1 protein-coding gene is annotated in these 25,687 nt (G+C 35.4%); it reads left to right on the forward strand.

What is annotated here, in order from left to right; translation table 11 throughout:
* Complete coding sequence (locus tag B5464_RS14335) at nt 1-25,677, forward strand: Ig-like domain-containing protein (RefSeq protein ID WP_172830873.1); 25,677 nt, start codon at nt 1-3, stop codon at nt 25,675-25,677.
* Nucleotides 25,678-25,687 lie beyond the last annotated feature (10 nt).

Here is a 25,687-nt window from a genome sequence, read left to right on the forward strand (position 1 = left end):
ATGTACACACTTTTCAACTTGAAAAATAAATTTAGTAAAAAGACAAGGCAGTTATTTCTGCTTGTCGCATTCTTATTTATTTCAATTAGCGCAAGTTTCGCTCAAACGATTACAATTGTGCCAAATGCAACTACTCCAGACGGAAGTAAAAATGCCGGCGATATAATTAATTATAGCGTTGCGGTATATAATTCTGGTGCAATTCCTTTAAATAATGTAGCGATTTCAAGCTCTAAAGGAACTGCTATGACATTAAATAGCGGAGACTTAAATAACAATAGTATTTTAGATGCAGATGAGAGCTGGGTGTACACAGGTTCTTACACAATTACTGCAGCAGATATTACAGCTACAAAAGTAGATAATGTATTTAGTGTTACAAGTACAGAAATTACTACGGCAGAAACTGCAACTCATACAGAAAATGTTCATGAAGATGATATTTCATTTGCATCAGTATTTGCAATATCAAATATTGTTGCAACAAATGATGATTTTTCAGCAACAGCTGTAAATGGTATTAATGGTGGAACTGCTGGTAATGTTTTTACAAATGATACAATAGATGGTGTAACAGCAACTTCTACCAATGTTACAGTCTCATTAATAGATTTAGACGGCTTAACCGGTGCTACAATTAATGCAGATGGTTTAGTATCTGTACCAGCAAATTCTGCAACAGGAAGTTATACATTAGTTTATAAAATTTGTGATAGTTCAAATGCAAATAATTGCGAAACTGCACAAATTATTGTAGTTGTAGATGGAGATACAGATGGTGACGGAGTTTTAGATTCTGTGGATGAATGTAATGGTTTTGATGATAATTTAGATAACGATAATGATGGTGTTGCAGATGGTTGTGATTTAGATGATGATAATGATGGTATTTTAGATTCGGCAGAAAATGCGTCAAGCGGAGACCCGATTGTTGATACTAATGATAACGGAGTTTTAGATTACCAAGATCCTGCAATTTCTGGTTTTGTAGATTCAAATTCTGATAACATAGACGATAGATATGATATAGATTTAGACGGAACTATAGATCAATTTGATACAGATGCAGATGGTGATGGTTGTAACGATGTATTAGAAGCTGGTCATACAGAAAGCTCTACAATGCCCGGAGAAGTTCAGGGTTCAGGTTATAACGCAACAAACGGTAGAGTTACAGGTTTTACAACGGCATATACAGGTACAAATACTAATGTTTCAACTGCAGGTACAGCAGCTTCTATAACTGCTCAGCCACCAAATAGAAATATTTTAGTAGGAGAAAACACTACTTTTACCGTAACTACAGATGGTACAATTTTTCAATGGGAAATTAGTACAGATGGTGGTACAGTTTACAATACTGTTTTAGACGGTGGTGTTTATTCTGGTACAGCTACAAATACATTAACTATTACAGGTGTAACAAGCGCACAGAATAATTACAAATATAGAGTTGTTGTTTCTAAATCTACTTATGCTTGTCCTACAATTTCAGATGCAGGAACATTAACTGTTTTTACAAATGATCCGCCAGTAGCAAGTAGCAATGCAATTACTGTTGCAGAAGAAAGTACGGGTACATCATTAGGTTTAACGGCGCCTACAGATCCAGATGCAAATGCAATTACAATAACAGTTACAGGTTTGCCAAATTTAGGAATTGTTAAAAAAGCAAACGGAGATGTTGTTGCAAACAATTCTAATTTAACTGCTGCAGAAGTAGAGGGTTTAATCTATGATGCACCAACTGCTTACGACGGAGTAGCAGATCCGGGGGAATTTACGTACACAGTTTCAGACGGAATAGCAGCACCAGTAACAGGTACAGCAGATATCACAATAACAGCTGTAAACGATTTACCAGTTGCAAATTCAGACGCAGGAACTGCATTAGAAGATAATCCTGTTAATATTGCAACAATTGGTAATAATGATACAGATGAAGATGGCAATGTTGTGCCATCAACAATAATTTTAATAGATCCTACAGATGCAGGAAATACAGGAGAAACAGGAAATCCTTTAGTAATTGCAGGTAAAGGAACTTACACTGTAGATGCTGCAGGTAATGTAACTTTTACTCCCGAAGATAATTTTAATGGCGATGCAGACATCAACTATACAATAAATGATGATAGTGGTTTTGCATCTAATGAAGCTTTACTAGATATTTCAATAACATCTGTAAATGACGCTCCTGAAGCAAATGCAGATGTAAATTCAACTACAGAAAACACAACATTAACAGTTAATGCTGCAAACGGAGTTTTAAATAATGACTCTGACGTTGATGCAGGAACCACTTTAAATGTAACCACTTTTACTATTGCAGGAGACGCAACAAATTATAACGCAGGACAAACTGCAACTATTGCAGGAGTTGGTACTTTGCAAATTAACTCTGATGGTAGTTATGAGTTTGTTCCGACAGCAAATTATTCTGGGCCAGTACCAGTAACAACATATAATATTACAGATAATAACACTGGAACACCAGGAACAGCTTCATCAACATTAACAATTACAATAAATGTAGATTCAGATAATGATGGTGTAGCAGATATAGCAGATTTAGATTCAGATAATGATGGAATTTTAGATACTGTTGAAGGATTAGGTACAGATCCAACTGCAGATGCAGATAATGATGGAACTCCAAATTACTTAGATGCAGATTCTGGAACATTAGACGGAAACGGTATTGCTACAGGTTTTGATTTTGATGGTGACGGAATTCCAAATCACTTAGATTTAGATTCAGATAACGATGCTATTCCAGATGTTTTAGAAGCGGGTTATGCAGACACAAACAATGACGGTATTGCAGATGCAGCAGCAGTTAGTGTTGGTGCAAATGGTTTTGCAGATGGTTTAGAAACTGCCGCAGAAAGTGGTGTTGCAGCAAATAATCCAATAAATACAGATGCTGCATCAGATATAAATGCAAACTTATTTAACTTTTTAGATAGAGATTCAGATAACGACGGTATTTCAGATACAGAAGAAGCTTTTTCTAATAATGTAACTTATAACGATACCACTAATGATGGTATTGTAGATGGTTTTGTTGATGCAAACAATAATGGTTGGCATGACACTATAGATAATGAAGGAACTTTTCCAACATTTTTAAATTCAGATACAGATACAATTCCTAATTATTTAGATTTAGATTCAGATGGCGATGGATTACCAGATACTTTTGAAGGTAATTTTGAAGTAACGGATGGCGATAATAATGGTATTGTTGGTACAGGAATACCAGCAGATGCAGATGCAGATGGTTTAGCAGATACTAATGACCCAGATTTTAGTGGTAATATTTTAGGAAGTTTTGGATTTAATCAAGATAGAGACGGCGATGGTGTAAAAAATTATTTAGATATAGATATTGATAATGACGGAATTATTGATAATATTGAAGGACAATCAACTACAGGTTATATTGCTCCTTCAGGAGTAGATACAGATGGAGATGGTTTAGATAATGCTTATGATGTTGATAATGGAGGAGTAGGAATTGGTTACACAAACACAGATGGTGGTTCTGCACCAGATTACGCAGATTCAGATTCTGAAAATGATGGGATATTTGATATTTCTGAGAACAACATAGACAATTCAATTGATGCAAATAGAGATTTAACGGGAGATACAGATAATTTAGGAAACCCAATTGCAGACGGGTCTATTGATCCTGATAAGTTTAATGATGCAGATGGAGATGGTTTAGATGACGCTTTTGATAATGTTTCAGGAATATCAACAGCAAATAATGCAACAAACGGAGATCAATCTGGCGTAAATGGTGGTGCAAAAACACAGCCAGATACAGATCCTATTGGAGGAGACAGAGATTGGAGAGAGTCTTCTACTCAAGATAATGATGGTGACGGAATTAATGATATCGTAGATTTAGATGATGATAACGATGGTATTTTAGATGTTGATGAAGATTTTAATGAAGATGGTGATAATAATCCAAGAACAAATCCGTCTGATAAAGATGGAGATGGAATACCTAATTATTTTGATTTAGACACAGATAATGATGGTATTACAGATTATATTGAAGCAGGAGGAACAGTTGACCCAGATGGAAATGGACAACCAGGAACAGGTGTTTTAGATAATACAGAAGTAAATTCTAAAGGAATTCCCTTAGCAGTTTCACCAGATACAGCAACAACAGGAACTAGCGAGACTTCAAGTTTAACAATACCAAATACTGCAGGAGCAGACAATCCTAACTTTGTAGATTTAGATTCTGATAATGACGGAATAACAGATGTAATTGAAGCTGGAGGAATAGATCCAGATGGAGATGGAAAATATGGTGCAGGGTCGTTAAATGATGTAGATTCTGATGGGTTGATAGATGCAATTGACCCTTATGATGATAGAAATGGTAACGCAGATACTGCTTTAAACCCAGGTGAAAAATTAACAATACCAAATACAGACGGAGATAGTTTACCAAATTATCTAGATTTAGATTCAGATGATGATTCTATTCCAGACAATGTAGAGGCACAAAGTACTTTAGGTTACATTCTACCAGCAGCAAATGATACAGATGAGGATGGTTTAAATGATGCTTATGATTCTACAAACGGAGTTGGAACCGCTGTTGTTCCTGTTGATACAGATAATGACGGAACACCAGATTATTTAGACTTAGACTCAGACAATGATACTTTAAAAGATATTGTAGAGGTAGGAAATGCTGCATTAGATACTAATGGAGATGGAAAAACTAACGGAACTACAGGTGTAAATGGATTAGAAAACACTTCTGAAAGTGTAGACGGATATGATGACGCTAACGGAATATATAATGACCCAAAAACAGATTTTGCAGATGAAGATGGCGATTTAAATACAGGTGGAGATGTAGATTACAGAGACATTTTAGACAATGATAATGATGGCGTTGCTGATGCTTTAGATTTAGATGATGATAATGATGGTATTTTAGATACAGCTGAAACGCTAGGTAATGTAGATCCAGACGCAGATTCAGATAATGATGGAACTCCAGATTATAAAGATCCAGATTATTTAGGTTTTGTTGATACAAATTCAGACGGAATTAACGATAATTTCGATACAGATTTAGATGGTACACCTGATCATCAAGATACAGATTCAGACAACGATTCTTGTCCAGATGTAAGAGAAGCAGGTCATATAGAAAGTACTACAAAATCAGGAGAAGTAGCAGGTACAGGTTATGCAACAAATGGTACGGTTACAGGTGCTACTACTTCATATTCAGGTAGTAATACAAATGTTATTACAGCTGGTACACCAGTAGTAATTAGTCAGCAACCTCAAGATCAATCTGGTTTTATTCAAGGTAGTGTAACTTTTGAAGTAACATCAACAGGTAATGTTTTTCAATGGCAAGAAAGTACAGATGGTGGTTCTACTTTTACAAATATTACCAACGGAGGTAAATATGCAGGAGTAACTACAAATTCTTTAACTATTTCTAACTTATCTACAACAGAAAATAATTACCAATATCAGGTAATTGTTTCTAAAACAGATTATAGTTGTGAAACACCATCAACACCACCAGCAACATTAACGGTAAACAATAATCCACCAGTTGCTGTAGATGATTTAAACAATTCAACAAATGAAGATACAGTTATAACAGTTGCAACAATTGTAGCGAATGATACAGATGTAGAAGATACAAATCCAGATCCATCAACAGTAATTTTGATAGATCCAAATAATACTTCAAATACAGGTTCAACAGGTACACCATTAGTTATAGCTAATATTGGTTCTTATGAGGTTGATCCTTTAGGAAATGTAAAATTCACACCAGTTTTAAATTACAATGGTGCGGCAAACATTAATTATACTGTAAAAGATAGTAATAATAATGTTTCTAATGAGGCTGTAATAGGAATTACAGTTACTGATGTAAATGATGCGCCAATTGCTAATAATGATACTTCTTCTGGTTTAGAAGGAGCAACACAAACTTTAACAACAATAGGGGCAAATGACACAGATGTAGACGGTACAATAGACGCTTCAACTGTTACTTTAATTGATCCAAATAATGCAGCGAATACAGGTTCTAATGGAGATCCTTTAGTAATTGCAAATGTTGGTACGTATTCGGTAAATGCTTTAGGAACAGTAACTTTTGTTCCTTTAGAAAACTTCAACGGATCTGCAGATATTTTATATACAGTTAAAGATGATGATGATTTAGTTTCTAATCAAGCTACTTTAGATATTTCGGTAACACCGGTAAATGACGCACCAGTTGCAAATCCGGATTCTGCAACAGAAGAAGAAGAGGTTACTATAAATGTAAATACTGTAAATGGTTTATTAAATAATGACTCAGATGTAGATGCCAATCCATTATCAATAACTCAATATGTAGTCGACGGAACACTAGTTCCTGTTGCATCAGGCTCACCAGGAATAAGAGCAATACCAAATGTAGGAACGTTAACAGTAAATTCAGATGGTAGTTATAGTTTTGTACCCTTAGCTGATTATAACGGATTGGTACCACAAGTAACATACACAGTAAGTGATGGAGAAAACACAGCAAACAGCACATTAAATATAACAGTAACACCAGTAAATGATGCGCCAGTAGCTGTTGATGATACATATACAACAAATGAAGATACAGCTGTAACCTTATTACCATTAACAGGAGATGATGATGTAGACGGAGACACAATCTCAATTACAAGTATCAACGGAACAGCATTAACACCAGGAACAGCACAAAGCATTACAGTTCCAGATGGAACCGTAACAGTTTCAGCAGCAGGAGCAATTAGTTTTAAAGGAGATGCGAATTACAACGGAACCTCAACATTTGCTTATGTAATAAATGATGGTAACGGAGAAACAGCCACTGCAAATGAGATTATTACAATTCAAGCAGTAAATGATGCGCCAGTAGCAAATCCAGATGTTGCGACAGTAAATGAAGATGTAACTTTAACAGTAGCAAAAGCAGACGGATTAATAGATGATAATGATACAGATATTGATGCAGATACGTTAACTGTTACTCAATATGTAGTTGGCGGAATAACAGTTCCTGTTTCAGCAGGTTCACCAGGAGTAAGAGCTATACCAAATGTAGGAACGTTAACAGTAAACTCAGATGGTAGCTATACATTTGTACCAGAGGAAGATTACAATGGATCAGTACCACAAGTAACATATACTGTAAGTGACGGAACAAACACAGCAAATAGCACATTAAATATAACAGTAACACCAATAAATGATGCGCCAGTAGCTGTTGATGATACATATACAACAAATGAAGATACAGCTGTAACCTTATTACCATTAACAGGAGATGATGATGTAGACGGAGATACGATTTCAATTACAAGTATCAACGGAACAGCATTAACACCAGGAACAGCACAAAGCATTACAGTTCCAGATGGAACCGTAACAGTTTCAGCAGCAGGAGCAATTAGTTTTAAAGCAGATGCGAATTACAACGGAACCTCAACATTTGCATATGTAATAAATGATGGTAACGGACAAACAGCCACTGCGAATGAGATTATTACAATTAAAGCAGTAAATGATGCGCCAGTAGCAAATCCAGATGTTGCGATAGTAAATGAAGATGTAACATTAACAGTAGCAAAAGCAAACGGATTAATAGATGATAATGATACAGATATTGATGCAGATACGTTAACTGTTACTCAATATGTAGTTGGCGGAATAACAGTTCCGGTTGCAGCAGGCTCACCAGGAGTAAGAGCAATACCAAATGTAGGAACGTTGACAGTAAATTCAGATGGTAGTTATAGTTTTGTACCATTAGCTGATTATAACGGATCGGTACCACAAGTAACATACACAGTAAGTGATGGAGAAAACACAGCAAACAGCACATTAAACATAACAGTAACACCAGTAAATGATGCGCCAGTAGCTGTTGATGATACATATACAACAAATGAAGATACAGCTGTAACCTTATTACCATTAACAGGAGATGATGATGTAGACGGAGACACAATCTCAATTACAAGTATCAACGGAACAGCATTAACACCAGGAACAGCACAAAGCATTACAGTTCCAGATGGAACCGTAACAGTTTCAGCAGCAGGAGCAATTAGTTTTAAAGCAGATGCGAATTACAACGGAACCTCAACATTTGCATATGTAATAAGTGATGGTAACGGACAAACAGCCACTGCAAATGAGATTATTACAATTAAAGCAGTAAATGATGCGCCATTAGCAAACCCAGATGTTGCCACAGTAGATGAAGATGTAACATTAACAGTAGCAAAAGCAGACGGATTAATAGATGATAATGATACAGATATTGATGCAGATACGTTAACTGTTACTCAATATGTAGTCGACGGAATAACAGTTCCGGTTGCAGCAGGCTCACCAGGAGTAAGAGCAATACCAAATGTAGGAACGTTGACAGTAAATTCAGATGGTAGTTATAGTTTTGTACCTTTAGATGATTACAACGGATCAGTACCACAAGTAACATACACAGTAAGTGATGGAGCAAACACAGCAAATAGCACATTAAATATAACAGTAACACCAGTAAACGATGCGCCAGTAGCTGTTGATGATACATATACAACAAATGAAGATACAGCTGTAACCTTATTACCGTTAACAGGAGATGATGATGTAGACGGAGACACAATCTCAATTACAAGTATCAACGGAACAGCATTAATACCAGGAACAGCACAAAGCATTACAGTTCCAGATGGAATCGTAACAGTTTCAGCAGCAGGAGCAATTAGTTTTAAAGCAGATGCGAATTACAACGGAACCTCAACATTTGCTTATGTAATAAATGATGGTAACGGAGAAACAGCCACTGCGAATGAGATTATTACAATTAAAGCAGTAAATGATGCGCCAGTAGCAAATCCAGATGTTGCCACAGTAAATGAAGATGTAACATTAACAGTAGCAAAAGCAGACGGATTAATAGATGATAATGATACAGATATTGATTCAGATACGTTAACTGTTACTCAATATGTAGTTGGCGGAATAACAGTTCCTGTTTCAGCAGGTTCACCAGGAGTAAGAGCAATACCAAATGTAGGAACGTTAACAGTAAATTCAGATGGTAGCTATACATTTGTACCAGAGGAAGATTACAATGGATCAGTACCACAAGTAACATATACTGTAAGTGACGGAACAAACACAGCAAATAGCACATTAAATATAACAGTAACACCAATAAATGATGCGCCAGTTGCTAATAATGATTCAGCAGGTACAGATCCAGGAGTTGCAATAGATATTCCGGTATTGTCAAATGATGATGATTTAGACGGAGACACGATTTCTGTAAGTAGTATTACAGTTCAGCCAGCGAACGGTACTGCAAGTATAAATCCTAACGGTACAGTTAAATATACACCAAATGCTGGGTTTAATAACGGGTCTGATAGTTTTACGTATGAAATATCAGACGGAAATGGGGGCACAGATACAGCAGTTGTAAATGTAACAGTTCCTATTTCACCATTTCCACCTGTTGCAAATCCAGATTCAAATTCTACTTTAGAAGATGTTACATTAACGGTTTTAGCTGCAAACGGAGTTTTAAAGAATGATACCGACGGTAACTTAGATACTTTATCTGTTGTAAGTTTTTCTGTAGATGGTATTCCTGGTTCTAAATTAGCAGGCGAAACATCAGTTATTCCAGCGGTAGGTTCTTTAAAAATTAATGCAGACGGAAGTTATGAATTTATACCAGCATTAAATTATAATGGAGATATACCTCAAGTAACATATGTTGTAACAGATAATTCTGGTTTAACAACAGATGCATCTGGTACACTAGATATAGAAGTAACACCAGTAAACGATACACCAGTTGCAGAAAACGATACTAATACAACAAATGAAGATACAGTTTTAAATGTAACTGCTGCAAATGGAGTTTTAGATAATGATGATGATTTAGACGGAGATGCAATTTCTGTAAAAGAATTTGAAATTAACGGTACAGTTAGTACTGCAGGAACAACTGTAACGGTTACAGAAGGTACACTAACACTTTTAAGTGATGGTAGTTATACTTTTTCACCAGCTACAGATTTTAATGGAAGCTTCCCAGAAGTTACTTATACATTAACAGACGGTACTGTAGATGTAGATGCAACATTAAATATTTCTGTAACACCGGTAAATGATCCGCCAGTAGCAGTAGATAATTTAGGAAATTCAGGAAATGAAGATAACCCAATTACTGTAACAGCAATTGGTGCTAATGATACAGATGATGGTTCTGTAGATCCATCAACAATAAGACTTATAGATCCAAGCAACGCTTCTAATTTTGGAGACTCTACGAATCCATTAATAATTGTAAACGTGGGTACTTATACGGTTAATAATAACGGAGATGTTTTGTTTTCTCCTGTAGCCAATTTTAATGGAAATGCAAATATTAAATATACAATTAGAGATAATGAAGGTTTAGTTTCTTCAAATCAAGCAACAATTGGAATTACTATTAACGGAACAAATGATGTTCCTGTTGCAACAGCCGATGTAAATTCTGTTGATGAAGGAAACACATTAAATGTAAATGCAACAAATGGTGTTCTAAGTAATGATTCTGATGTTGACGGAAATCCTTTAATGGTAACACAGATTTCTATTGATGGAACTACATACTTAGCAGGTAATACAGCTTCTATTACAGAAGGAGATTTAGTAGTTAATTCTGATGGTAGTTATACTTTAACTCCTGCAACAAACTTTAATGGAAGTATCCCAAAAGTTACTTATACTGTTTCAGACGGTATAACAACTACAACATCTACATTAGATATTACAGTAAATCCTATTAATGATAGGCCAGATGCAAATCCAGATGTAAACAGTACTTTAGAAGATACATTATTATCTGTAGCAGCAGCAAACGGAGTTTTAAATAATGATTCTGATGTTGATGGTGATGCAATTTCAGTGACAGCAATTTCTATTGGAGGCACACCTAAAAACGTAGGAGAAGATATAGTTTTAACAGAAGGAACTTTAAAATTAAATGCAAACGGTAGTTATACATTTTTACCAGCATTAAATTTTAACGGGAATGTACCAGAAATAACTTACACGGTTTCTGATGGTTCATTAACAGAAACAAGTACATTAAATATTAGTGTAACTCCTGTAAATGATGCGCCAACGGCAGTGTTAGATACAGATACTACATCAGAAGATACAGTATTAACCGTAAATGCAGCAAATGGGGTTTTAAATAATGATTCTGATATTGATGTAGATCCATTAACTGTGTCACAATTTTCTGTTGCTGGTATAACTTACAATGCAGGTGAAACAGCAAATTTTGCAGAAGGTTCAATCAAATTAAATTCTGATGGTAGTTATGAATATACACCTACAACAGATTTCAACGGACCAGTTTCTACAGTTACTTATACTGTTTCAGATGGTACAAATACTTCTAATACAACTTTAAAAATAGAAGTAACACCAATCAATGATGCACCAGATTTAGTAGTAGATACAAATAGTACACAAGAAGATATTCAATTAAATGTATCTGCAATAAACGGAGTTTTAAGTAACGATACAGATAAAGAAAATAATAGCTTAACGGTAACTCAATTTACAGTTAGTGGTACAAATTATACACCAGGAAATACAGCTAACTTATCAGAAGGAACTTTAAGGTTAAATGCAGACGGTAGTTATGTTTATACACCAGCAACTAACTTTAATGGCGCGGTGCCAACTGTAACTTATACGGCTACAGATGGTAATGATACTTCAACATCAACTTTAGATATTAATGTTACTCCAATAAACGATTCGCCATTTGCAAACGTAGACACAAATGCAACCAACGAAGATGTTACATTAAATGTTACCGCAGCAAACGGATTATTAAATAATGATTCAGACCCAGAAAATGACCCAATAACTGTAACTAAATTTACAATTGGAGGAACAGAATATACTGCTGGAACTTTAGCAAGTATAACAGAAGGAGATATTCAAATAAATGCAGATGGTAGTTATAGTTTTACACCAGCATTAAATTATAATGGCGCTGTTCCTGTTGTTAATTATACTATTACAGATGGTACAAACACAGCTAATAGTACATTAACGTTAACGATAAATGCAACAAATGATGCACCAACAGCAATTTTAGATACAAATTCAACTACAGAAGATGTCGCTTTAAATGTTGTACCAGCAGACGGAGTACTTAAAAATGATTCTGATTTAGATGGAGATGTAATTAATGTAACTGGTTTTGTAGTAGAAACTACATCTTATTTAGCAGGAGAAACTGCAACTACATCAGCAGGAACAATCAAATTAAATTCTGATGGTAGTTATACTTATGTGCCAGCTAGTAACTTTAACGGAGCTGTGCCTCAAGTAACCTACACAATTACAGATGGTGTTTTAACAGCATCTACAACATTAGATATTAACGTAACTGCTGTTAATGATTCGCCAATTGCAAATACAGATACCAATTCAACAGATGAAGATGTTGCAATTAATGTAAATGCTGCAAACGGATTATTGAATAACGATTCTGATCCAGAAGGTGATGCAATAACTGTTACTCAATTTACCGTAAACGGTACAGTTTATACAGCGGGTGCAACTGCAACAATAACAGAAGGAGTTTTAAAAATTAATGGAGACGGAAGTTATGACTTTACGCCAGCATTAAATTATAATGGAGCTGTTCCTCTTATTAATTACACAATTTCAGATGGAGCCAATACAGCAAATAGCACTTTAACATTGTCTATTAATCCTGTAAATGATGCGCCAACTGCAATTGCAGATACAGATGAAACAAATGAAGATGTAACCTTAAATGTAGCATCAACAAATGGTGTTCTTACAAATGATTCTGATATTGATACAAATTCAATTAGCGTAACGCAATTTGAAATCGGAGGAACAACTGTTCTAGCAGGAAATTCAGTTTCTGTTACAGAAGGAGATTTAACAATTAATACAGATGGTAGTTATACATTTGTGCCAACACCAAACTTTAACGGGGTTGTACAAACAGCAACTTATACAGTTTCAGACGGAACAGATTCAGCTACATCAACATTAATTATTACAGTAAATCCAACAAATGATACACCAACATTAATTGCAGATACAGATACAACATCAGAAGATGTAACGCTAAATGTAAACGCAGCTAATGGAGTATTGAACAACGATTCTGACATTGATGGAGATGCATTAACTGTAAGTAAATTTACAGTATCTGGAACATCATACACAGCAGGACAAACTGCTACAATTCCATCAGGAACAATTACTTTAAATACAGATGGTAGTTACGATTATGTGCCAGCATTAAACTTTAACGGAGCTGTACCTACTGTAACTTACACAGCTACAGATGGTGTAAATACAGCAAACAGTACATTAAAAATTACTGTAACGCCTGTAAATGATAATCCGGTGGCGCTAGATGATACATCATCTACAGATCCAAATATTTCAGTAAATATTCCGGTATTAACAAATGATTCTGATTTAGATGGAGATATTTTATCAATAAGTAATATTACTGTTGCACCAACAAAAGGTACCGCTGTAATTTTTGATAACGGAACTCCTGCAGATACATCAGACGATGTAGTTACATATACACCTCAACCAGGGTTTAACAACGGAACAGACACATTTACTTATGAAATTTCTGATGGAAATGGAGGAACAGATACTGCTGTTGTAACAATTGCAGTACCACAATCTGCATTCTCTCCGGTTGCAAATCCAGATACTAATCAAACAGATGAAGAAGTTAACTTAGTAGTAGCAGATGCTGATGCAAAAAGCTTAATTAAGAATGATACGGATGCAAATTTAGATGCTATTACAGTAACACAGTTTACTGCAGGAGGTGTAAATTATGCAGCAGGAAGTACAGCTAATTTACCACAAGGTAATTTAACAATTAATGCAGGTGGTGGTTATACTTTTGAACCAGCAACTAATTTTAATGGCGCAGTACCACAAGTAACTTATACAATTACAGATGGTACAGGAACGCCAAACGCAACTAGTACTTTAGATATAACTGTTAATCCTATTAATGATGCTCCGATAGCAAATCAAGATAATGAAACTACTTTAGAAGATACTACGTTAACAGTAAATGCTGCAAACGGAATATTAGATAATGATACAGATATCGATGGAGATGTACTTTCTGTAAAAGAATTTGAAATTGGAGGAACTACTTTTACAGCAGGAACTACTGCAAATGTTACAGAAGGTTCTATAACTATTAATGCAGATGGTAGTTATGTGTTTGTACCAGCATCAGATTCTACTGCAAATTTACCACAAGTAACTTATACAATTACAGATGGTACAATAGATACAGTAACAAGTACTTTAGATATAACAGTTACACCTGTTAATGATGCACCGATAGCAGTAAATGATTTAGGAACAACAACATTAGAAGATACCGATGTTACCGTTGCTACAATTGGTAATAATGATACCGATGATGTTGCTGTAGATCCATCAACAGTTACTTTAATAGATCCAAACGATCCAACAAATACAGGAAACACTGCAATACCATTATTAATTGCAGGAGTTGGAACTTATTCTGTTGATAATTTAGGAAATGTAACATTTGATCCGGCAGATAATTTTAACGGACCAGCAAATATTAATTATACAATTCAGGATAACGACGGAACGCCATTAACATCAAATGTTGCAACAATCGGAATTACTGTAACATCAGTAAATGATAATCCGGTGGTTGTAGACGAAGTAAATTCGACAACAGAAGATACGCAGTTAATTGTAACTGCAGCAAACGGATTGTTAACAAATGATTCAGATTTAGACGGAGATCCATTAAGTATAGCAACTTTTGAAGTTAGAGGAAACGTTTACACAGCAGGTGAAACTGTAAGTTTAACAGAAGGTTCTATAGAAATTTCATCAGATGGTAGTTATATTTTTACACCAGCAACTAACTTTAACGGAGTAGTGCCGCAAGTAACATATAATGTTACAGATGGTTCTGCAACAGTTCCTGGAACTTTAGATATAACAGTTACACCTGTTAATGATGCACCAATAGCAGTAAATGATTTAGGAACAACAACATTAGAAGATACCGATGTTACCGTTGCTACAATTGGTAATAATGATACAGATGATGATGCTGTAGATCCATCAACAGTTACTTTAATAGATCCAAACGATCCAACAAATACAGGAAACACTGCAATACCATTATTAATTGCAGGAGTTGGAACTTATTCTGTTGATAATTTAGGAAATGTAACATTTGGTCCGGCAGATAATTTTAACGGACCAGCAAATATTAATTATACAATTCAGGATAACGACGGAACGCCATTAACATCAAATGTTGCAACAATCGGAATTACTGTAACATCAGTAAATGATAATCCGGTGGTTGTAGACGAAGTAAATTCGACAACAGAAGATACGCAGTTAATTGTAACTGCAGCAAACGGATTGTTAACAAATGATTCAGATTTAGACGGAGATCCATTAAGTATAGCAACTTTTGAAGTTAGAGGAAACGTTTACACAGCAGGTGAAACGGTAAGTTTACCAGAAGGTTCTATAGAAATTTCATCAGATGGTAGTTATATTTTTACACCAGCAACTAACTTTAACGGAGTAGTACCGCAAGTAACCTATAATGTTACAGATGGTTCTGCAACAGTTCCTGGAACTTTAGATATAACAGTTACACCTGTTAATGATGCACCGATAGCATTAAATGATTTAGGAACAACAACATTAGAAGATACCGATGTTACCGTTGCTACAATTGGTAATAATGATACAGATGATGTTGCTGTAAATCCATCAACAGTTACTTTAATAGATCCAAACGATCCAACAAATACAGGAAACACTGCAATACCATTATTAATTGCAGGAGTTGGAACTTATTCTGTTGATAATTTAGGAAATGTAACATTTGATCCGGCAGATAATTTTAACGGACCAGCAAATATTAATTATACAATTCAGGATAACGACGGAACGCCATTAACATCAAATGTTGCAACAATCGGAATTACTGTAACATCAGTAAATGATAATCCGGTGGTTGTAGACGAAGTAAATTCGACAACAGAAGATACGCAGTTAATTGTAACTGCAGCAAACGGATTGTTAACAAATGATTCAGATTTAGACGGAGATCCATTAAGTATAGCAACTTTTGTTGTAGACGGTACAACTTATGGTGCAGGTGAAACCGCAACTTTTACTGAAGGAGTTTTAAAAATTACTTCTGATGGAGGTTACACATTTACGCCAGCATCTAATTTTAACGGAGTAGTGCCGCAAGTAACATATAATGTTACAGATGGTTCAGCAACAGTACCAGGAACTTTAGATATTACTGTAACTGCAGTAAACGATGCACCAGTTGCTATCGCAGATTCAAATGATACGAATGAGGATACTCCATTAATAGTATCAGCAGCAAACGGTATTCTAGCTAATGATACAGATTTAGAAAATGATACTTTAACTGTTACAGCGTTAACTATCAATGGTAATTCAGAAACTGTAGGAGCTCCAATTAGCTTAACAGAAGGTGTTTTACAAATAGAATCAGACGGTAGTTATACATTTACGCCTGCCTCTAATTTTAATGGTGATGTACCACAAGTAACTTATACAGCAAATGATGGGTTAAATTCTGTGATGAGTACACTAGATATAGTTGTAAATCCAATTAACGATGTACCTATTGCAGTTTTAGATACAAATACTACAAATGAAGACACGCCGTTAACGGTTACTGCTGCAAACGGATTATTAACTAATGATTCTGATACAGAAAACAGTTCTTTAAGTGTTACAACATTTACAGTAAACGGTACAACTTATATTGCCGGAAACACAGTTTCTTTAGCAGAAGGAAGTTTATTAATAAATTCTGATGGTAGTTACACATTTACACCAATTGCTAATTTTAATGGTTCTTTACCACAAATTGCCTATACAATTACAGATGGTGCAAATACAGCAAACTCAACATTAGATATTTCAGTTTCTCCTATAAATGATGCGCCTGTAGCAACAAATGACGTGACATCAACAGATCCTGGAGTAGCAGTAGTAATAGCTGTTTTACCAAATGATACAGATGTAGATGGAGACGTGTTAAATGTTTCATCAATTGTTACTCAGCCAGCAAATGGTACTGTGGTAATTAACGGAGATAATACAATAACTTATACTCCAAACCCTGGTTTTAACAAAGGGTCAGATTCTTTCGAATATCAAGTTTGTGATACTAATGGCTTGTGTGACACTGCAACTGTAAATATTACAGTGCCAAAATCATTCTTGCCACCAGTTGCAAATCCAGATGCAGAATCTACACCAGAAGATGTAACTTTAACTGTAGATGCAGTAAATGGTTTATTAAATAATGATACCGATTCTAATCCAGGAGAAACACTAACTGTAGTTACTTTCCAGGTTGATGGTACAAACTATACTGCAGGAGAAACAGCAACAATTACAGAAGGTCAAATAACAATTAATGCAGATGGTAGTTATACTTTTGTACCAACAGCAAATTATAATGGTTCGGTTCCGGTAATTAATTACACAATTTCAGACGGAACACCAACAGACAATTCTAGTAGTACATTAACATTAAATATTACTCCTGTTAATGATGTGCCAGTTGCTATTGCAGATACTAATACAACACCAGAAGATGTACAATTAAGTGTTGGCGCTTCTGCAGGATTGTTAATTAACGATTCAGATACAGACGGTACGCCTTTAACATTAACACAGTTTACTATAAACGGAACAGATTATACTGCAGGTACAACAGTAAACTTAGTAGAAGGTGCAATAACTGTAAACGGAGATGGTAGTTATATTTATAACCCAGCAACAGATTTCTTAGGTGCTGTGCCTCAAGTTACTTATACAGTTACAGACGGTTCATTATCAACAACAAGTACTCTAGACATATCTGTAACAGGTGTTAATGATGCACCAGTTGCTGTAGATGATTTAGGAAATACTAGTAATGAAGATGCACCAGTAAATGTATCATTAATAACAAATAACGATACCGATGATAGTGCAGCTATCGATGCAACTACTATTATATTGATAGATCCTAACAACGCAGCAAATACAGGTAACTCTTCTAACCCATTAGTTATATCTGGTGTTGGTAGTTATTCTGTAGATACTTTAGGTAATGTAGTTTTTACACCGTTGCCAAACTTTAATGGTGTTGCAGATATTAAGTACACAGTAGAAGATAATGAAGGTTTAGTTTCTAACGAAGCAATAATAGGAATAACAATTACAGCTGTAAATGATGCACCAAATGCCGTTGCAGATGTTAATACAACTGCAGAAGATACTGTATTAGCTGTAAACGCTTCAAATGGATTATTAATTAACGATAATGACGTTGAAGGAACTCCGTTAACAATATTAGAATTTACTGTAGGAGGCGTAGATACACCAGCAGGAAATACAATTTCTTTAACAGAAGGAGATTTAATTATAAATTCTGATGGTAGTTATACTTTTACACCTGCATTAGACTTTACAGGTAATGTTCCTCAGATTACTTATACAGTTTCAGACGGAAATGAAAATAGTGATGCAACATTAGATATTACTGTTACAGGAGAAAACGATGCACCAGTTGCAGGTAATGATACTGAAACAACAATTCAAAACACACCAGTAACAATACCAACTGTAACTGCAAATGATACAGATACTGATGGTACTGTAGATGCATCTACAATAATATTAATAGATCCTAACAATGCTAGTAACACAGGTAATTCTACTACACCATTAATTATTGCAGGTGAGGGAACTTATACTGTTGATAATCTTGGTAATATAGTATTTACACCAGAATTAGAATTTACAGGTGAGGCTAATGTAATTTATACGGTAGAGGATAATAATGGTCTTTTATCTAATGAAGCACAGGTAACTGTTACAGTTCTTCCAGATACAGACGGAGACGGAATTATTGATAGTGTTGATTTAGATGATGATAATGACGGAATCTCAGATGTTGTTGAAAATGGAGGAAATGATCCATTAGCAGATACCGATAATGATGGAATTCCAGATTATAAAGATCCAGATAATATTACTTTAGATGAGAATAATGACGGAATTGACGATAATTTTGATAAAGATAAAGACGGAATTATAGATCAGTTTGATAATGATTCAGATAATGACGGTATTTCTGACTTAGTTGAAGCAGGCGGAGTTGATGCAGATGGAGACGGTAAAGTAGATAACTTTACAGATACTAATAATGATGGTTTAGATGATACGATTGCTAATAATCCATTACCAGTATTAGATTCAGACGGCGACGGAGTTCCAAATTACAAAGATTTAGACTCAGATGCAGACGGAATTATAGATAACATCGAAGCGCAAAATCCATTAACGTATGTAGCTCCTTCAGGTGTAGATACAGATAAAGATGGTATCGATGATGCTTACGATTTAGACTGTGCGCCTTGTGGTTCTATAACAGGATCTCCAGTAAATAATCCAGAAAATGCAGATTCAGATGCATTGCCAAATTATTTAGATTTAGATTCAGATAATGACGGAATTGTAGATAACATCGAATGGCAAACTACAGTGGGTTACATTGCACCAGGAGTAGATTCTGATGGCAATGGTTTAGCAGATGTTTATGAAACTGCACCAGGATCTGGTAACCCAATTAGATTCCCATTAAATACAGATGGTATAGATCCGCCAGATTATACAGATGTAGATTCAGATGGCGACGGTGTTCTAGATACGGTTGAAGCTTATGATACAGATGGAGATAATGTTGCAGACAATGGAAATGTATTTTCAGGAGTAGATTCAGATGGAGATGGTTTAGATGATGCGTTTGATTTAAACACAGGCGGCTTAACAGATCCAGATGCAGCATCAAATAACAATCAAGATGTTACATTATTCCCTAACGATCAAGATCCAGGAACAGCAGAAGTAGATTTTAGAGATAAAATTACTTTCGGAGTGTTAGTTGATACAGACGGTGATGGTATTACAGATGATATAGATATTGATGATGATAACGATGGAATTGTAGATGTAGTTGAATCGTTAGGATATATTCCTTCATCATCAGCAAACAACCCTGGTTGTATTTTACCAAACGTAAGTTTCCAAAATCCAACTTATGTAGCAGGAACAGGTGTTTCTGGTTCGGGTTCTATAGGAGCTAAATATCGTTTTGAAAATGTTGTAGATGTTACAGGTTTCGGTGGAACGGGTGGAATTTTAGATGCAATTGTAGAAATTACAGACATTAAAGGAGGAGCTTCATTAATTTCTATAGATAATTCTACTACAGGTAATCCAGATGCTTGGCAACCAGAATACACTGTGCCAACACCAACAGGTAATAAAGCAGAAATGGCATTTAGAGTTACATTAGTTAACGATAATACTAACACTCTTTACAATATTAGTAGATTTAGTGGTGCCATATTTGATATAGATGGAGCTAACGCTAGAGAATCTGTAATACTTTCTAGACCAGGTTTATATGCGGTAGATAATGCAACATTATTAACTGTTACAGATAACTCAGCAACTGGTTTAGTAACTTTTGAGGGACCAGATGATACTTATGCAGGTGTAGATGTATCACCAAGGTTAGCAACTTACTTTGGTTACTATAATACTTCTGCTTTTGATATTAGATTCTCTGCAGAATTATTATCAGCATCATCAAATACAAACTTAGGTTCTGTGTTATTCTCTGGTTGTGCAATAAACGGATTGTTTGAAGGAAATACGGCATCAAGCTCTCCATCACAAACCAACGGAACTTCAGAAAACTCAGGTCCTGGAACATTCCCATTATTTACAGTAAATGATGGTATTGATAGCGACGGAGACGGAATATCAGATGATAAGGATATTGATTCAGATAACGACGGAATTCCTGATAACGTAGAAGCGCAAACTACAGCAGGTTATATCAAGCCAATTTCTGCAACAGCAGATGCAGATATGGATGGTTTAATAGATGCTTACGATAACAATGCTGTAATAAGCGGATTAATACCTGTAGATACAGAAGGTGATTTTAATCCAGATTATTTAGATTTAGATTCAGATAATGATGGTTTAAATGATACAGAAGAAGCCGGTTTTGTTAAGGCAACTGTTAATAATGATTCTGATGCAGATGGTTTATTAGATAGTTATGATGACAATAACACAGCAGGTGCATTATTTGATGTAAATGATGATCAAGATAACGGTGCAATAGATTTACCAGACCTTGATAATACATCTACACCAGAAGTAGATTACAGAGAAATTAAAGATAATGATAACGATGGTGTGCCAGATAGCGTAGATTTAGATGATGATAATGACGGAATTCCAGATTCAGTAGAACAAAACGGAGATCCATTAAGAGATACAGATAAAGACGGTATTCCAGATTCTCTTGATTTAGATTCAGATGGTGACGGTATTAGCGATTTAATAGAGTCAGGCTTTGGACAAGTAGATTTAGACAACGATGGAAGAATTGATGGTGCAGAAACAAATTCTGGTGCAAACGGATTATTTGATGCAATAGAAGATGGCGCAGAAAGCGGTACAACAATCAATAACCCTCAAGATTCAGATAAAGATGGAGTTTTAGATTTCCAAGATATAGATGATGATAATGATGGTATTAATACTTTAGAAGAAGATGTTGTTAGTATTAACGGAGATCCAACGGATGACGATTCTGACAATGATGGGATACCTAATTATTTAGACGAAGATGACGATAATGATGGTGTTTTAACTAAGGATGAAGACAACAATAACAATGGTAATTTTAATGATGATGATGATAATAATGATGGAACACCAGATTATTTAGATTCTTTAGATACAGATAATGACGGAATACCAGATAGTGAAGATTTAGATGATGATAACGATGGTAATCCAGATTCATCAGATCCAAATCCACTAGTACCAGGTGTAAGTCCAGAAACATTAACGGTTGTAGAAGGTTTATCAGGTGTTGTAAATGTATTAGCAAACGATGATTATTTACCAGGAACTAACACGACCATAACAGATGCAGGAACAGGAACTGCTGCAGGTGTTGTAAGTTTTGATCCATTAACCGGAGAGATGACTTATACACCAGCTGAAGGAGAAGAAGGAACAACAGTAACAGTAGATTATACAGTTTGTAATACAGCTGTAAATCCATCAGTATGTAAAACGACAGCAGTTACAATTACAGTTCAACCAGATAATGATAATGATGGCGATCCAGATGTTACAGATTTAGATGATGATAATGATGGTAATCCAGATTCATCAGATCCAAATCCATTGGTTCCAACCGTAAGTTCAGATGTGTTAACGGTTGTAGAAGGTTTATCAGGTGTTGTAAATGTATTAGTAAATGATGATTATTTACCAGGAACTAACACGACCATAACAGATGCAGGAACAGGAACTGCTGCAGGTGTTGTAAGTTTTGATCCATTAACCGGAGAGATGACTTATACACCAGCTGAAGGAGAAGAAGGAACAACAGTAACAGTAGATTATACAGTTTGTAATACAGCTGTAAATCCATCAGTATGTAAAACGACAGCAGTTACAATTACAGTTCAACCAGATAATGATAATGATGGTGATCCAGATGTTACAGATTTAGATGATGATAATGATGGTAATCCAGATTCATCAGATCCAAATCCATTAGTTCCAGCCGTAAGTTCAGATGTGTTAACGGTTGTAGAAGGTTTATCAGGCGTTGTAAATGTATTAGCAAACGATGATTATTTACCAGGAACTAACACGACATTAACAGATGCTGGAACAGGAACTGCTGCAGGCGTTGTAAGTTTTGATCCATTAACCGGAGAGATGACTTATACACCAGGGGTAGGAGAAGAAGGAACAACAGTAACAGTAGATTATACAGTTTGTAATACAGCTGTAAGTCCATCAGTATGTAGAACAGAAACGGTAACAATTACAGTTCAATCGGATAATGATAATGATGGTGATCCAGATGTTACAGATTTAGATGATGATAATGATGGTAATCCAGATTCATCAGATCCAAATATATTAGTTCCAACCGTAAGTTCAGATGTGTTAACGGTTGTAGAAGGTTTATCAGGCGTTGTAAATGTATTGGCAAATGATGATTATTTACCAGGAACTAATACAACATTAACAGATGCTGGAACAGGAACTGCTACAGGCGTTGTAAGTTTTGATCCGTTAACCGGAGAGATGACTTATACACCAGCGGTAGGAGAAGAAGGAACAACAGTAACAGTAGATTATACAGTTTGTAATACAGCTGTAAGTCCATCAGTATGTAAAACTGAAACGGTAACAATTACAGTTCAATCAGATAATGATAATGATGGTGATCCAGATGTTACAGATTTAGATGATGATAATGATGGTAATCCAGATTCATCAGATCCAAATCCATTAGTTCCAACCGTAAGTTCAGATGTGTTAACGGTTGTAGAAGGTTTATCAGGCGTTGTAAATGTATTGGCAAACGATGATTATTTACCAGGAACTAATACAACATTAACAGATGCCGGAACAGGAACTGCTACAGGCGTTGTAAGTTTTGATCCGTTAACCGGAGAGATGACTTATATACCAGCGGTAGGAGAAGAAGGAACAACGGTAACAGTAGATTATACAGTTTGTAATACAGCAGTTAATCCATCAGTTTGTAGAACAGAAACGGTAACAATTACAGTTCAATCGGATAATGATAATGATGGCGATCCAGATGTTACAGATTTAGATGATGATAATGATGGTAATCCAGATTCATCAGATCCAAATCCATTGGTTCCAACCGTAAGTTCAGATGTGTTAGTAGTAACTATTAATACAACAGGTGTTGTAAATGTATTAGCAAATGATGACTACTTACCAGGAACTAATACGACATTAACAGATGCTGGAACAGGAACGGCTACAGGTGTTGTAAGTTTTGATCCATTAACCGGAGAGATGACCTATATACCAGCCGTAGGAGAAGAAGGAACAACAGTAACAGTAGATTATACAGTTTGTAATACAGCTGTAAGTCCATCAGTATGTAAAACTGAAACGGTAACAATTACGGTAGAAGGTGATACAGATGGAGATGGAATTCCTAATAATATTGATTTAGACGATGATAATGATGGGATACCAGATTCAGTTGAGCAAAATGGTGATCCATTAAGAGATACAGATAATGATGGCATTCCAGATCATTTAGATCTAGATTCAGACGGTGATGGTGTAAACGATGTCGTAGAAGCTGGTAATGGAGCTTTAGATGCTGATAATGATGGTGTAATAGACGGTGCAGATACTGGTTCTGGTTCTAATGGATTATTCGACGGAGTTGAGGTAACGCCAGAAAGCGGAACTATAGATTATACACCTATTGATACAGATAAGGATGGTAAACCAGACTTTCAAGATACAGATGATGATGGTGATGGAGTTGATACAATAGATGAAGATGTTGTTTCTGTTAGCGGAGATCCAACAGATGATGATACTGATAAAGACGGTATACCAAATTACTTAGATACAGATGACGATGGAGATGGTATTGATACTTCGGATGAAGATGTAGCTTTAATCAATGGAGACCCAACAGATGATGATACCGATAAAGATGGTATACCAAATTATCTAGATACCGATGATGATGGCGATGGAATTGATACTTCGGATGAAGATAATAACGGAGACTCTAACTTAAACAATGATGATGATGATTTAGACGGAATTCCAGATTATTTAGATGCAGATGACACCGACGGAGACGGCGTACCAGATAGTGTAGATTTAGATGATGATAATGATGGTATTCCAGACTTTATCGAAAATGGAGGTGATAATAGTTTAGATACAGATAATGACGGTATTCCAGATCATTTAGATTTAGATTCAGACGGAGATAGTTTAACAGATTTAGAAGAATCTGGTTCTGGTGCAACAGATGCTAATAATGACGGAGTTATAGATGGTTCTGACACAGGTTCTGGATTGAACGGATTATTTAACGATTTAGAAACGTTTGATGATAGCGGTATTTTAAGTTATGTTGTTAGAAATACGGATTCAGATGATAAAAAAGATTTCCAAGATATTGATGATGATAATGATGGAATATTAACTATCGATGAATACATGTTCGATTGTGACAATGATCAGATTCAAGATCATATGGATGTTACAAATTGTGACTTGGTTCCGAATGCATTCTCTCCAAACGGAGACGGTAACAACGATACGTTTGTAATACCTGCACTAGCTAATTATCCTAATTTTAAATTAGAAATATCTAATAGATGGGGTAATAAAGTGTACGAGTATAGTAATAATGGTAAAACGAGTCCAGATTGGTGGGACGGTTACTCTACGGGTAGATTAACTCTAAACGATAGTAAACCAGTACCAACAGGAACTTATTTCTACATTATTTACTTTAATGACGGCGTTAGAAAACCAATTACAGGTTGGGTATATTTAAATAGATAACAGATAAAAA

Origin of the sequence: Polaribacter sp. KT 15, from assembly GCF_900143115.1 — a bacterium.
Classification (GTDB): domain Bacteria; phylum Bacteroidota; class Bacteroidia; order Flavobacteriales; family Flavobacteriaceae; genus Polaribacter; species Polaribacter marinaquae.

What these genes read in the sequence shown, in the direction of transcription:
- B5464_RS14335 (WP_172830873.1), top strand. Translation starts at nt 1, where the DNA reads ATGTACACACTTTTCAACTTGAAAAATAAATTTAGTAAAAAGACAAGG.